Raw genomic sequence first — 14,073 nt, 5'->3', positions numbered from 1 at the left:
ATGAGTGAAGAAATCAAAGGATATGTCCATTCTCTGGAAAGCTTCGGATCAGTAGACGGACCGGGCGTCAGATATGTGATATTCCTGAGTGGATGTGCAATGCGCTGCCAGTTCTGCCATAATCCGGACACCTGGAAAATGGGAGAGGGGCAGCAGTACACCCCGTCTCAGCTTCTGAAACAGGCTCTTCGCTATAAGAATTACTGGGGTAACAAAGGCGGGATCACTGTGAGTGGAGGAGAACCTCTTCTCCAGATTGATTTCCTGATTGAATTTTTCCGTCAGGCAAAGGCAGCAGGAGTTCATACAACTCTTGATACCAGCGCCAATCCTTATACAGAAAAAGAACCTTTTTATTCCAAATGGCTGGAGCTTATGAAGTATACTGATCTTGTTCTTCTCGACATCAAGCAGATTGATGAAGAAGAACATATCAAGCTTACAGGACAGTCCAACAAAAATATCCTGGCAATGGCACGGAAATTGTCAGATATAGGAAAACCGATGTGGATCCGCCATGTACTTGTTCCCGGAGGCAGCGATAAAGATGAGTATCTCCACAGGCTTGCAGATTTTATCCATACTTTAAAAACAGTGGAGAGAGTCGAAGTGCTTCCGTACCACACCCTTGGGGTATTTAAATGGGAACAGCTGGGAATTTCTTATCCGCTGGAAGGCGTCAGACCGCCATCCGAAGAACGGATCAATAACGCCAGAGAAATTCTGGGAGCGATATAAACCGGTCAGAAGACTGGAAATAAAAAAGATCTCAATGCCAGTGATGGCAGGGGGATCTTTTTTATGAATATAGTGGTCGGAAATGCTTTTTCTACTTGACAATCCATGCAGTTCATCATACTCTTTTGTAAGATGTTTTGTTATGTAAATTCATAAGTTACAAAGGTCAAGGGAAAATACACAGGAAGGGAAAAGATACAGATGAAAAACTGGGACAATGTAGTTTTGGTGCCGGAGTTCGATGAGCAGGGTGTTGCCTGCTATCGTCTGGAAGGCGGAGATTATGAAAATGAGTATTATGTTATTTCTGAAGCAGAATCAAGAAAGCTTCTGAATACACCGGAAATAGTAGGTTATGAGGTATACAACTGCCTTGTTTCTTCGACTTCTCAGATGCTTTATTATCTGAAGGAACAGAAGAAGGTTACGACAGCAAATATTCTTTCTATTCTTAGAGGCGCGCTGAACTATCCTCTGGAAGAGGCATGCTACAGAGAGCATATCCGTGTTCATGATATCAGCTTTCTTTCCAGTGAGCGTGTATTTGAAAAAGAAGAGATCGCAGGTCTGGAGATCAAGTACAGCAAACTTACTATGGTGCCGGACAGCACACTGATGATCGGTGACATCATTGCAAGTGGAGAGACTCTGATCCACTGCCTTCGCTATGTGACTGATTTTTACAGAGATCATGGCGCAAGACTCCGTAATATCATTATTTTTACAATCGGCGGAACCAAGGGAATCGATATCCTTGAGAAGCTTACTGCAGAGATCCGTGAATTCTGGCCGGAGTTCGAAGGCTTTATCACTGTTTATTATGAAGGAATCTTCAGTACCTATCAGGACAAGGGTGTTTCCGGGATCAACCTTCCGGACGTGGATTTCTACTGGAAGGGTGGTATCGTTGCGCCTGAATTCAGAAGAGAGACACTTTCCATGTGCAGCCCTCTTTTTGAAAAATGTATCATCTACGATGGTGGTGCAAGACGTTATGAGATCCATGAGCATGTAGAAGAGGTTCTGGAATTTTGGGAAGGAATCAAAGAAAGAGCTGACAAGATCGATTTCAAAGAGCTTCTGGATGAGAAACTTGGTTATCCTACTCCGATCAGCTATGAAGACTGGATCAAGGCAAACCACTATCAGAAGGTTCGCCCGGCAGATGCAAAATGGCTGTATCGTCAGGAACTTGGATACATCGAAAGTATGAAAGATATCACATTAAAAGAACTCGCAGAGCAACGTATCGGTGAATTTACGGGCGCACTGCGAAAATATATTTTAGATTAAGGAAAAACGGGGAGAACAAATGAGTGAAAAAATGACAACAGCAAACAGCGCAGAGCAGGGAAAGGTGGATATTGACTTTGCAGAGTGCGCGGTTCCGAAGTGGAGCAGACGCCGATTTGTGACAATGTTTATGATCATGCTTGGATTTACTTTCTTTTCTGCAAGTATGTGGGTAGGCCAGGAAATGGCAGCAGGACTGGACTTCTGGGGATTTATCAAAGCCCTCCTTCTGGGTGGTGCGATCCTTGGTATTTACACAGGTCTGCTTGGTTATGTAGGTGCAGAGACAGGCTTAAGCCTTGACCTGCTTTCCAAGAGAGCGTTTGGAGAAAAAGGTTCTTATATTTCTTCTGCGCTGACAAGTTTTACACAGATCGGATGGTTTGGCGTAGGTATTGCAATGTTTGCAATTCCGGTAGCACGTGAACTTTTTGGCGGAAGCACTGCGGTAGAATGGGTGCTGATCCTGATCGCAGGAGCATGTATGACTGCATCTGCATATTTTGGAATTAAGTCTCTTACCGTGATCAGTTATATTGCCGTACCGCTTGTTGCAATTCTTGGAACAGTGGCAATGATCATGGCAGTTAAGCAGGGAGATGGAACGATCGTTGATCAGTTTGCTAAATCCAGCGGCTCTCTGAGTGTCATCGGCGGTGCAGGACTTGCAATTGGTTCTTTTGTATCAGGAGGAACTGCAACACCGAACTTCACACGATTTGCAAAAAATGGTAAACAGGGAACGATCGCAACAGTAGTTGCCTTCTTTATCGGAAACTCCCTGATGTTCTTCTTCGGAGCAATTTCTTATATTTTTGTTGGCGGAAATGATATTTTTGAAGTAATGATTCGTCTGAATTTGTTCTATCTTGCAATCCTGGTTTTGGGATTAAATATCTGGACAACAAATGACAATGCTCTGTATACAGCAGGACTTGGTCTTGCAAACATTTTCAATAAGAGAAAGAAACCGATGGTTCTGATCTCCGGTGTTATCGGAACACTGCTTTCTGTATGGCTATACTACAATTTCTGCGGATGGCTGAACATCCTGAACTGTACACTGCCGCCGGTTGGTATCATCCTGGTAATCTCTTATTTCATGAACAAAAAGGCTTACGATACAGATACCATTAAGATTGTAACAGTCAACTGGTTTGCAGTTGCCGGAGTTATTCTTGGTGCGATCGTGGCAAACGTAGTGACATGGGGAATTGCATCCATCAATGGTATGGTTGTTGCAGCTCTGTGCTATGTGGTCGGAGAAATGGTTAATAAAAATAAATAATAATTAAAATATAATGACAGAAAAAGATTACCGAAATTGTAAAAGGTAATCTTTTTTTGTTGGAAAATATATAGTACAATAAACAGATAGATGTTCGACTTGAATTGAAACGGAGAGCTCAAATGGCAAAAAAAAGAAGAAAACCGAAGATGGAGTTCCGATATTACCAGATGTCAGCGGGAAGTCCGATCCTGGCACTTCTTGGACAGAAGTGGGTCCAGAATTACGGGAATGATGTGGATTATCTTCATTTTCATAATTATCTTGAGATTGGATACTGCTATGGTGGTGACGGATTTATGGTGCTGGGTGAAGAGGAAAAGCGCTTCTATGGAGGTATCGTTACAGTGATTCCGCCGAACTATCCACACACAACAAACAGCGATATCGGGACGGTCAGTAAATGGGAATACCTTTTCATAGATGTAGAAGGTTTTATGAAAAAATTCCTGGATAATCCGGTTAAGGCAGAAAAGGTGATTCAGCGAATCTATTCCAGGGCTTTGTTTTTTGAAGAGAAGGAGAATTTGTCTATCTCGAAAAAAATCCACAAGATTCTGGATATCATGAGAGATGGTGAAGAATTTTTTCTGGAGGAAGCAAAGGGAGTGCTTGCGGCACTTCTGGTAGAAATTGCCCGGTTAAACAGAGATTCAGGAGAGGATAAGGTTGCGGAAAATGCCGGTAAGCTTACCAATATGATCACCAGTGTGCTGGATTATGTATCATATCACTACATGGAGGATATCAAAGTAGAGGATCTGGCGAATATCTGTCATATCAGTGAGACACATTTCCGGAGAGTTTTTACTTCCTACATGAAGATGAGCCCATTGGAATATATTAATACCGTACGTGTCTACACGGCATGTGAACTTCTGGAGACCACAGATGCCCCGGTTGCGGATGTTGCTCACAAATGTGGGTTTACGACAAATTCGACATTCAACAGAAACTTTAAACAGCTGATGGGAGTCACTCCTCTCGAATGGCGGAAACGTCCGGAAAGCTATGAACAGCAGCTTCTGCGATTTGATATTCATTCAGAAAAAGGATGGTAGAAAAACAGAAAGGAATCATTTATATGTACGACTATAAGATTGTGGAGCAGATCTCCCGAAAGAAAAAAAGCATGTCCGGAGTTCTCCGGAAAGTAATGGTTTTGTTTGCAGTGATCTTTGTGATCCTGGGAATTACAATATCCCAGTCCTTTATGCTGGCAGGATTTCTTCTTGCAGCGCTTTATTTTGTGTTTGATATTTTCAGCCAGAAGGATTATGAGTATACCCTGGAAAATGATCAGCTCAGCATTGATGTGATCTATGGCAAAAAGTATCGTAAGACTGCCCATGTACTGGAGCTGAAGGAGCTGGAAGTCGTTGCGCCGCACTGGCACGAAAGTGTTGCTAAATATAAAAAAAACGGTGGTACGGAGCAGCTGAAAAAATATGATTATACCTCTTATGATGACAATACTCCGTATTACACGATGATCATCAAAGAAGATGGACGAAAGATCAAATTGCTTCTCGATCTCACAGAGGAGATGCTGCACACAATAAAGACACAGCATCCGGAAAAAGTCTATTTTGCATAAAAACAGCAAAATTCTGTGAAATATGTACAAAAAATGAATAGAAAATTTATGAAATAAGAACAAACACCTCTCTTGAAGATAAGAAAAATATACATTCTGTCAAAAAGAGAGGATTTTTTTCATCAAAATAATACGACAAAAATCGTGAGAATGCGAAAAACGAACAAAAAATACAATTTTATGTACGTGTAATAGTGTAAAATATATAAAATGGTCGAAAATGCATATTATATGTGCGGTTATGCAAACTATATCAAAAAACGGGATGCTATAATTGGTTCATAAGCAATTCGGAAAAGAGAATACGCTTAATAAAAGGAGGACACATTCATGAAGAAAAAATTACTTGCAGTATTAATGACAGGTATCATGGCTGCATCTTTTGCAGGAACAGCAACCGTTGTTTCCGCTGATTCTGGAGATGACAACACATTGACAGTATGGGCATGGGACCAGAACTTCAATATCAAATCTATGCAGATGGCTGGTGAGCAGTATGCAAAAGATCACGAAGGATTCGCAGTAGACGTTATCGAAACATCTTCTGATGACTGCCAGACAAAACTTACAACAGCAGCTAACGCTGGTGACTACAGCACACTTCCGGACATCGTTCTGATGCAGGACAACAGCTATCAGAAATATCTGAAGAGCTATCCGGATGCATTTACAGATCTCAAAGATATGGATATCAACTGGGATGATTTCGGAAAACTGAAACAGTCCTACTCCATGGTAGATGACACACATTATGGTGTTCCGTTTGATAACGGTGCTGTTATTGCATGCTATCGTACAGATATCCTTGAAGAAGCTGGATATACACTGGATGATCTGACAGACATCACATGGTCCAAATTCATGGAAATCGGTAAAGACCTTCATGAAAAAACAGGTAAATACCTCCTTACAAGCGAAGCTACAGGCGGCGATACTCTGATGATGATGATGCAGTCTTGTGGAGCTAACTTCGTAAATGAAGACGGCGAAGCTTATATCGTTGGAAACGATGTTGCAGAAAAATGCATCAACCTTTATGTAGACCTTGTTAAAAACGATGTTGTTAAACTTGTAAACAACTGGGATGAATATATCGCAACAATCACAGGCGGCGAGGCTGCTGGTATCGTAAATGGTAACTGGATCACAGCTACTCTGATGTCTACAGAAGATCAGAAAGGTCTCTGGGAAATCACAACAATGCCTAAGGTTGACGACGTTGATACAGCTACAAACTATGCAAACAATGGTGGTTCTTCCTGGTATATCACATCCAACTGCAAGAACGTAGAGCTCGCAGAAGATTTCCTTGCAAGCACATTTGGTTCCAGCACAGACTTCTATGATGCAATCCTTCCGGCATCAGGTGCAATCTCCTGTTATCTGCCGGCTGGTGAATCTGAAGTTTACAATGAGCCAAACGAATTCTTTAACGGACAGCCAATCTTCTCCACAATCGTAGAATACTCTTCTCATATTCCGGAGTTCACAAAAACACCGTATCACTATGAAGCAAGAGAATGTGTCAACACAGCAGTTGTTAATATCGTAAATGGTACATCTGTAGAAGACGCTCTTCAGGAAGCACAGGATACACTGGCATTCAAGATGACTGAATAGTCCTCTGGATATTAAGTGAAACTGAAATAAGAAAATTTACGTGAGCGCGGGGGACTGCTTGCAGTCCCCTGTCTTATGTTAAGAGTTACAGTTGCCGGAAACGGCAGCAAGTTTTGAAAGGGGGAGTTCATATGAATTCCAGGAAAAAAGGTATGACTCTGGTTGCAAAACAGAGAACTGCAGGATGGCTTTTCCTTGCACCTGCATCCATTATGATCGCAGTCATGAGTTTCTATCCAATGATCCGTGCATTCATTATTTCACTGCAGACCGGAGCAGGCGCAAACATGAGATTTGCAGATCCGATCTTCAGTAACTACAAGCGTATTCTTGCAGACAAAGTATTCCAGCAGTCTATTGTAAATACGTTCCTTTATCTGATCATTCAGGTGCCGATCATGCTGATACTGGCAATTCTTCTGGCACAGCTTTTAAATAACAAAGATCTGAAACTCAGAGGATTTTTCCGTACATGTGTATTTCTTCCATGTGCAACATCCCTGGTTTCCTACTCACTGATTTTCCGTTCCATGTTTGCAACAGATGGTCTGATCAACAGTATCCTGATCAAACTTGGAATCTTATCAACCGGCTACAACTTCCTGGGAAATTCCACCAGTGCCAAGATTGTGATCATCCTGGCTCTGATCTGGAGATGGACAGGCTACAACATGGTATTCTATCTTGCTGGTCTTCAGAATATTGAATATTCTGTATATGAAGCAGCAAAGATCGATGGTGCCAACGGCTGGAAGACTTTCTGGAAGATCACTGTTCCGCTTCTGAAACCGACAATTATCATGACCTTCATCATGTCAATCAATGGTACACTGCAATTGTTTGATGAGTCTGTCAACCTGACAAAAGGTGGCCCGGCAAACTCCACAATCACAATGTCCCACTATATTTACAACACATGCTTTATTAACGTACCGAACTTTGGATATGCATCAGCGATGTCATTTATCATATTCATCATGGTAGCTGTGCTTGCATTTATCAACTTGAAAGTAGGTGATACACGTGACTAAGAAAAACAAATCAGCCATTCAGAGAAGATTGATTCCTACTTATATTTTTCTGATCATCGTGTCATTTATTTCTGTATTCCCGTTATACTGGATGATCTCAGCTGCGACAAATACATCAACAGATGTATCCCGTGGACGTATCCTTCCGGGAAGTCATTTTATGGAAAACTTCCACAATCTGACAGCTCAGCAGCCACTGTGGAGAGCACTTGGAAACTCGTTTTTCTATGCAATCCTTACCACAGTGATCTGTCTTCTGATCTGCTCTATCGCAGGATATGGATTTGAAGTTTATCATGACAAAGGAAAAGACAGACTGTTCTCCGTGCTGCTTCTTGCAATGATGGTTCCGCAGGTTGCAACCATGGTTCCGTTGTTCAAAATGTTCTCCAAAGCAGGACTTCTGAATACAGCAGTTGGTTTTATCCTTCCAATCATTTCTACACCATTTATGATCATGATGTTCCGTCAGAACGCAAGATCATTCCCGGTAGATATTATCGAAGCAGCTCGTATTGATGGACTGAGCGAAGTAAGGATCTTCTTCCAGATGTTCATTCCTACAATGAAATCTACATATGCAGCTGCAGCTGTTATTACCTTCATGAACGCATGGAACTCTTACCTGTGGCCGAAGGTAATCATGACAGATAATAAGGCAATGACAATGCCAATGTTGATCGCCAACCTGATCACAGGTTATGTAACAGACTATGGTATGCTGATGTGCGGCGTATTGTTCTGTTCCATCCCGACCATGATCGTCTTCTTCGTACTGCAGAAACAGTTCGCAGAAGGTATTACCGGTGCTGTCAAGTAAACAATGAATTTAATAAAAGGATGCTGCTTGGGCCTGTGGGTATATTGCGTAATATGTCCCAGACAGATTATGCGGCATCCTTTTTTGCTTAAAAATAATAACGCAGGAGGATAAGAATGAAAACTTTTGATTATTCTTTAGTAAAGGATCCACAGTATTTTAAGGACAGAAGAATGGATGCGCATTCTGACCATACATATTACAGAGATGGAGAGGAAGCGCAGGAAAAAGCAACGTCTTTCCGTTACGATCTCAATGGAATCTGGAAATTCCACTATGCCCGCAACTACGGAAGTGCAATCCCGGGATTTGAAAAAGCAGACTATTGCTGCAAGGACTGGGATGATATCCGCGTGCCGGCACATATCCAGATGGAAGGATATGATGCACCTCAGTATGCCAACGTACAGTATCCGTGGGAAGGTCACGAAGACATTCATCCGGGTGAGATTCCGGAGCACTTTAACCCGGTTGCAAGCTATGTGAAATACTTCGAAGTGCCGGAAGAAATGCAGGGAAAACGTCTCTTTATTTCTTTTCAGGGAGCAGAGAGCGGCATTGCATTATGGCTCAACGGACAGTTTGTAGGATATAGTGAAGACTCCTTTACACCGTCAGAATTTGAACTGACAGAGTATGTAAAAGAAGGCGAAAACAAACTCGCAGCACAGGTATTCAAATGGACTGCAAGCAGTTGGTGCGAGGATCAGGATTTCTATCGTTTCTCTGGAGTTTACAGAGATGTTTATCTTTATACCGTGCCGGAGGTTCATGTTTATGACCTTCAGATCCGTGCAATCCCGGACGAAACTTTAAGTACAGCGGCACTTGAGATCGGAACAGATACCTGGGGCAAAGGTACAGTAAAGATCACTCTTTCCAAAGATGGAGAGACCGTGATCGAAGATAAAAAAGCACTCGACGGAGAGGAAATTTATTCCTGGAAAGTAGAAGATCCGGTACTCTGGAGTGCAGAAGATCCGCAGCTTTATGACCTTGTTTTAGAGGTTTATAACGAGGCAGGAGAACTTCAGGAAGTAGTTCCGCAGAAGGTTGGATTCCGTCGTTTTGAGATGAAAGACGGTATCATGACACTGAACGGAAAACGTATCGTATTCAAGGGCGTAAACCGTCATGAATTCAGCTCTGTGAGTGGAAGACACGTGTCCGAAGAAGAGCTTCGTAAAGACCTTAAGATCATGAAACAGAACAACATCAATGCAATCCGTACCTGCCATTATCCGGATGCATCCCTGATCTATCAGCTCTGCGATGAATACGGAATCTATATGATCGATGAGACAAACCTTGAATCTCATGGTTCCTGGGATGTTGCTGAATTTACGAAGGATTACACCTATGTTGTGCCGCATGACAAACCGGAATGGCTGGATATGATGCTTGATCGTGCAAATTCCATGTACCAGAGAGACAAAAACCACGCTGCGATCCTGATCTGGTCCTGCGGAAATGAGTCCTTCGGAGGCAAGGATATTTTTGAAATGTCACAGTTCTTCCATAAGGCAGATCCGACTCGTCTGGTTCATTATGAAGGTCTCTGCCACGACCGCAGATATAACGATACCAGCGACATGGAAAGCCAGATGTATCCGTCTGTAGAAGCAATCAAGGAGTTCCTTGCAAAAGACAGTTCCAAGCCGTTTATCTGCTGTGAATATACCCACGCAATGGGAAATTCCTGCGGTGCAATGCACAAATATACAGATCTGACAGACACAGAACCGAAGTATCAGGGCGGATTTATCTGGGACTATATTGACCAGTCTATCTACAAAAAAGACCGCTACGGCAAAGAATTCCAGGCATACGGCGGTGACTTCGGAGAACGTCCGACAGATTACAACTTCAGTGGAAATGGTATCGCATATGGCGGAAACAGAGATGCTTCTCCAAAGATGCAGGAAGTCAAATTCAACTACCAGAATATCACTGCAGAAGTCAGTGCAGACAGCGTAAAAGTCATCAACAAAAACCTGTTTGTAAGCACAGATATTTTTGATTGCAAAGTAACTGTTGCAAAGAATGGCAAAGTGATCCACAAGGCTTCTCTTGCAACTGCAGTTGCTCCATTAAGCGAAGAAACTTATGTACTTCCGCTTGCAAAAGAAGAGAAACCAGGCGAATATACGGTGACTGTTTCCTTCCATCTGAAAGAAGATAAAGCATGGGCAGAAGCAGGACATGAGGTGGCTTTTGGACAGTATGTATACCAGGTTGAAGAACCGAAAAAGACCTGCCCGGAAGGTGTAAAAGTGATCCACAGCACACACAATATCGGTGTCAGAGGCGCACACTTTGAAGTACTTTTCTCTGTGTTAAACGGTGGTCTGGTATCTTATAAATATGCCGGAAAAGAGATGATCGAGGCAATCCCGAAACCGAATTTCTGGCGTGCACCAACCGACAATGACTGTGGAAATCTTATGGGAATGCGCTACGGACAGTGGAAACTTGCCAGCATGTACTTAAGTCACAAAGACTTCCGCAAGGGACCGTATGGCCCGTCAAATATGCCAGAAGTAGAAGTGAATGAGAAGTCTGTAAAAGTAGCTTATACCTACATCATGCCGACTACACCGACCAGCGAATGCAAGCTTTCTTATGAAGTTTTCGGTGATGGAAGAGTGAAAACAACTCTTACGTATGACCCTGTTAAAGAACTCGGTGATATGCCGGAATTCGGTGTAATCTTCAAATTCAACGCAGATTATGACCGTGTAGAATGGTATGGACTTGGCGAGGCAGAAACTTATGCAGACCGTAAGAAAGGTGCAAAACTTGGCATTTATGCAAACAAAGTTGCAGACAATATCGCAAGATATATGGTACCGCAGGAATGTGGTGCAAAAGAAGAAGTACGCTGGGCAAAAGTAACTGACCGCAAGGGTAGAGGAATGCTCTTTGAGATGGATGAAAACAATGGGCCGATGATGTTCTCTGCACTTCCATACACACCTCATGAGATGGAAAATGCAATGCATCCATATGAACTTCCAGAGGTTCATTACACTGTTGTACGTGTGGCAAAAGACCAGATGGGAATCGGTGGTGATGACAGCTGGGGTGCTCGCACACACGAAGAATATTTGCTGAAAACTGACAAAAAGATGGAATTTTCCTTTGTTTTTAAAGGACTTTAAGAGGAGAAAAAATGGCAAAACAGATCAAATACGGACATTATCTTCATGGTGGAGATTACAATCCGGAGCAGTGGCTTGACCGCCCGGATATTCTCCAAAAGGACATCGAATATTTCAAAAAAGCACACATCAATACTGTATCTGTAGGGATTTTTTCCTGGGCAGTTCTTGAACCAGAAGAGGGAAAATATAACTTTGACTGGTTAGAGGAAATTATCAATAATCTCTACAAAGAGGGCATCCATACTATTCTTGCAACACCGTCAGGAGCAAGACCAAAATGGATGGCAGACAAGTACGAAGAAGTTCTTCGTATGGATCCGGACAGAACAAGAAGATTCTTCGGAGGCAGACATAATCACTGCTTTACCTCTCCGGTATACAGAGAAAAAGTACATGCGATTGATAAGAAATTAGCTGAAAGATTTGGCAGACATCCGGCAGTTATGCTGTGGCATATCTCTAACGAGTTTGGAGGAGAATGCCACTGCCCGCTGTGCCAGGCGAAGTTCCGTGAATGGCTGAAAGAAAAATACGGCACGATCGAGAACCTTAATAAACGCTGGTGTACTACTTTCTGGAGCCATAGATATAATAGCTTTGATCAGATTGAAAGTCCGTCAACTAAAGGCGAAAATGAACTTCATGCACTGAAGCTTGACTGGAAGAGATTTGTGACATACCAGACGATCGACTTCATTAAAAATGAGGTTGATGCGATCCGCGAGGGTGGTTCTGAACTGCCTGTAACAGCAAATCTGATGTATGATTATGACGGTCTGGATTACAAAAAATTTAAGGATGTTCTGGACGTGGTATCTTGGGATAATTATCCAAGCTGGCACAAAAAAGAAGAATATCTTACTGCAGTTGATGCGGAAATGCAGCATGATCTGATGCGCAGTATCAGGAAGGAACCATTCCTTCTTATGGAATCCTGTCCGTCTGCAACGAACTGGAAACCGATCAACAAACTTAAAAAACCGGGAATGCATCTGGCTGCATCTCTCCAGGCTGTAGCACATGGTTCTGACAGCGTGCTGTATTTCCAGCTTCGCCAGAGCCAGGGAGCTTCGGAGAAGTTCCATGGTGCAGTGATCGATCATTATGGCGGAGATGATACCCGCGTTTTCCGCGAAGTAACAGAGGTTGGCGAGGCTCTTGAGCAGATCCAGGAGACGGTTGGAACCAGCATGAGATCGCAGGCGGCTGTTCTCTATGACCGTGAGAACGACTGGGCGATCGCTGATGTGCAGGGACCACGAAATGTAGATATGCACTACCGCGAAGCAGTCCAGAAAAACTACCGTGCTCTGAGAGAACAGGGGCTGAATGTGGATGTGATCGCAATGGAACATTCCCTTTCCGATTATAAAGTTCTGGCGGCTCCGATGGCATATATGTTCAAAGATGGATACGAAGAAAAGCTTCGTGCTTATGTGGAAAACGGTGGAACTCTGGTGCTTTCTTACTGGTCAGGACTGGTTGATGGTACTGACAGATGCTTCCTTGGCGGAACTCCATATGGGCTTATGGATGTGGCGGGACTCCGCAGCACAGAGACAGATGCGCTCTATGACTGGGAAGAAAATCATGCGATCCCGGAGGCGGGAAGTCATCTTGGAATCAGCAATGTATATACTTGCAAAAACCTTTGCGAACTGGTCAAGGTTTCGGATGCAGAAGTGCTGATGCGTTATGGCGAAGACTTCTATCAGGGATATCCGGTGCTGACACACAAGGCATTTGGCAAAGGCCATGTATATTATGTATGCGCGGACATGGAGCTTGGATTCTACCAGGATTTCTATGGCAGAGTAGCAGCAGAAGCAGGTCTGAAATCTCCAATAGAGATTATTCCGGAAGGAGTTTCTGTAACAGTAAGAGAAAACGAGGATACCGAATATCTCTTCATCCAGAACTATGCGCGTAAGCCACAGGCTGTTCCGGTTCCGGCAGAGTATGAATTGCTTTATGGAACAGAGAGTGAAGTCATGGCTCCGTTGCAGACAAGGATTCTGAAGAAAAGTAAATAAAACAAAAACGAAGGGGCTGTCGAGAACAGCCCCTTCGTTATATAGAAGTTATTTTAAATTTAATTCTTTATAGTCATTACCGCTGGGTCTTAAGCTTTCTCTTAGCGCCAGCTCCTGCAGCAGCACCTATTGAAACGAGCATAAGAATCACATATAACTGCACATCTGTACTGTCACCAGTTTTTGGAGAGGACTTCGTTGTTTTATCCGTTGTACTGGTCACCTTTGTTGCGTTAGCTGTCTTTGCTGAAGATGCCTCTGTTTCCTTTTTGTTTACTGTAGAAAGTTTTGCAAGCACTGTGTCTTCCTTTTTTATTTCAGTTTCTGCTTTTGCATCACTAAAATACTTATTACATTTATCGCAGAACCAGTATGTGCTGTTTCCTTCCTCTGTAGCAGTAGCATCCTTCTTCTCTACCTTTTTCAGATTATGGCCAGTTGCTTTAATCGCTGTCGGATTGCTGATTTCCACGGTTCCTGCTTCGTCTG

At 42.9% G+C, this 14,073-nt stretch carries 11 protein-coding genes; 10 read left to right on the top strand and 1 reads right to left on the bottom strand.

Annotation, left to right across the window (positions count from 1 at the left end):
- The 10 genes from pflA to LI112_RS14755 all read left to right on the top strand — a co-directional run bounded on the left by pflA (nt 1) and on the right by LI112_RS14755 (nt 13,584).
- Nucleotides 1-738, top strand: coding sequence for a pyruvate formate-lyase-activating protein (gene pflA / locus LI112_RS14800; protein WP_227190955.1), 738 nt, complete (start codon nt 1-3; stop codon nt 736-738).
- 201 nt (nt 739-939) lie between these two features.
- Entirely contained in the window at nt 940-2,031 is a 1,092-nt protein-coding gene (locus tag LI112_RS14795) for a hypothetical protein (protein WP_005421753.1), read from the top strand.
- A gap of 19 nt (nt 2,032-2,050) precedes the next feature.
- On the top strand, nt 2,051-3,319 hold the full coding sequence (codB, locus tag LI112_RS14790; protein ID WP_005421754.1) for a cytosine permease: 1,269 nt from the start codon (nt 2,051-2,053) through the stop codon (nt 3,317-3,319).
- Between the two features lie 122 nt (nt 3,320-3,441).
- Nucleotides 3,442-4,380, top strand: a complete 939-nt coding sequence (locus LI112_RS14785; protein ID WP_117628774.1) for a helix-turn-helix transcriptional regulator — start codon at nt 3,442-3,444, stop codon at nt 4,378-4,380.
- Between the two features lie 23 nt (nt 4,381-4,403).
- Nucleotides 4,404-4,916 (top strand): hypothetical protein, encoded by a 513-nt coding sequence (locus LI112_RS14780; protein ID WP_044924651.1) that lies wholly within the window; start codon nt 4,404-4,406, stop codon nt 4,914-4,916.
- Between the two features lie 330 nt (nt 4,917-5,246).
- The gene (locus LI112_RS14775; RefSeq protein WP_005421763.1) at nt 5,247-6,536 is read left to right on the top strand and encodes an ABC transporter substrate-binding protein; all 1,290 of its coding nucleotides are present in this window, start codon (nt 5,247-5,249) and stop codon (nt 6,534-6,536) included.
- Nucleotides 6,537-6,667: 131 nt separating this feature from the next.
- A complete protein-coding gene (locus LI112_RS14770; protein WP_005421765.1) occupies nt 6,668-7,567 on the top strand; it encodes a carbohydrate ABC transporter permease in 900 nt (299 codons plus the stop codon).
- Complete coding sequence (locus LI112_RS14765; protein WP_171030269.1) at nt 7,560-8,387, top strand: carbohydrate ABC transporter permease; 828 nt, start codon at nt 7,560-7,562, stop codon at nt 8,385-8,387. The genes LI112_RS14770 and LI112_RS14765 overlap by 8 nt, the downstream gene beginning before the upstream one ends.
- A 116-nt stretch (nt 8,388-8,503) precedes the next feature.
- Entirely contained in the window at nt 8,504-11,548 is a 3,045-nt protein-coding gene (locus tag LI112_RS14760) for a glycoside hydrolase family 2 TIM barrel-domain containing protein (RefSeq protein ID WP_227190954.1), read from the top strand.
- A gap of 11 nt (nt 11,549-11,559) precedes the next feature.
- Nucleotides 11,560-13,584, top strand: coding sequence for a beta-galactosidase (locus tag LI112_RS14755; protein WP_005421770.1), 2,025 nt, complete (start codon nt 11,560-11,562; stop codon nt 13,582-13,584).
- Between the two features lie 76 nt (nt 13,585-13,660).
- Here the strand turns inward: LI112_RS14755 and LI112_RS14750 are convergent.
- On the bottom strand, nt 13,661-14,073 hold a 413-nt coding region (locus LI112_RS14750; RefSeq protein WP_227190953.1), incomplete at its 5' end, for an LPXTG cell wall anchor domain-containing protein.

This window comes from Blautia sp. 210820-DFI.6.14, from assembly GCF_020558815.1.
Lineage (GTDB): Bacteria > Bacillota > Clostridia > Lachnospirales > Lachnospiraceae > Blautia_A > Blautia_A obeum.
Note: the sequence above shows the minus strand (reverse complement) of the source record. Positions and strands in the feature narration are given on the sequence as shown.

What these genes read in the sequence shown, in the direction of transcription:
- pflA (WP_227190955.1), top strand. Translation starts at nt 1, where the DNA reads ATGAGTGAAGAAATCAAAGGATATGTCCATTCTCTGGAAAGCTTCGGA.
- LI112_RS14795 (WP_005421753.1), top strand. Translation starts at nt 940, where the DNA reads ATGAAAAACTGGGACAATGTAGTTTTGGTGCCGGAGTTCGATGAGCAG.
- codB (WP_005421754.1), top strand. Translation starts at nt 2,051, where the DNA reads ATGAGTGAAAAAATGACAACAGCAAACAGCGCAGAGCAGGGAAAGGTG.
- LI112_RS14785 (WP_117628774.1), top strand. Translation starts at nt 3,442, where the DNA reads ATGGCAAAAAAAAGAAGAAAACCGAAGATGGAGTTCCGATATTACCAG.
- LI112_RS14780 (WP_044924651.1), top strand. Translation starts at nt 4,404, where the DNA reads ATGTACGACTATAAGATTGTGGAGCAGATCTCCCGAAAGAAAAAAAGC.
- LI112_RS14775 (WP_005421763.1), top strand. Translation starts at nt 5,247, where the DNA reads ATGAAGAAAAAATTACTTGCAGTATTAATGACAGGTATCATGGCTGCA.
- LI112_RS14770 (WP_005421765.1), top strand. Translation starts at nt 6,668, where the DNA reads ATGAATTCCAGGAAAAAAGGTATGACTCTGGTTGCAAAACAGAGAACT.
- LI112_RS14760 (WP_227190954.1), top strand. Translation starts at nt 8,504, where the DNA reads ATGAAAACTTTTGATTATTCTTTAGTAAAGGATCCACAGTATTTTAAG.
- LI112_RS14755 (WP_005421770.1), top strand. Translation starts at nt 11,560, where the DNA reads ATGGCAAAACAGATCAAATACGGACATTATCTTCATGGTGGAGATTAC.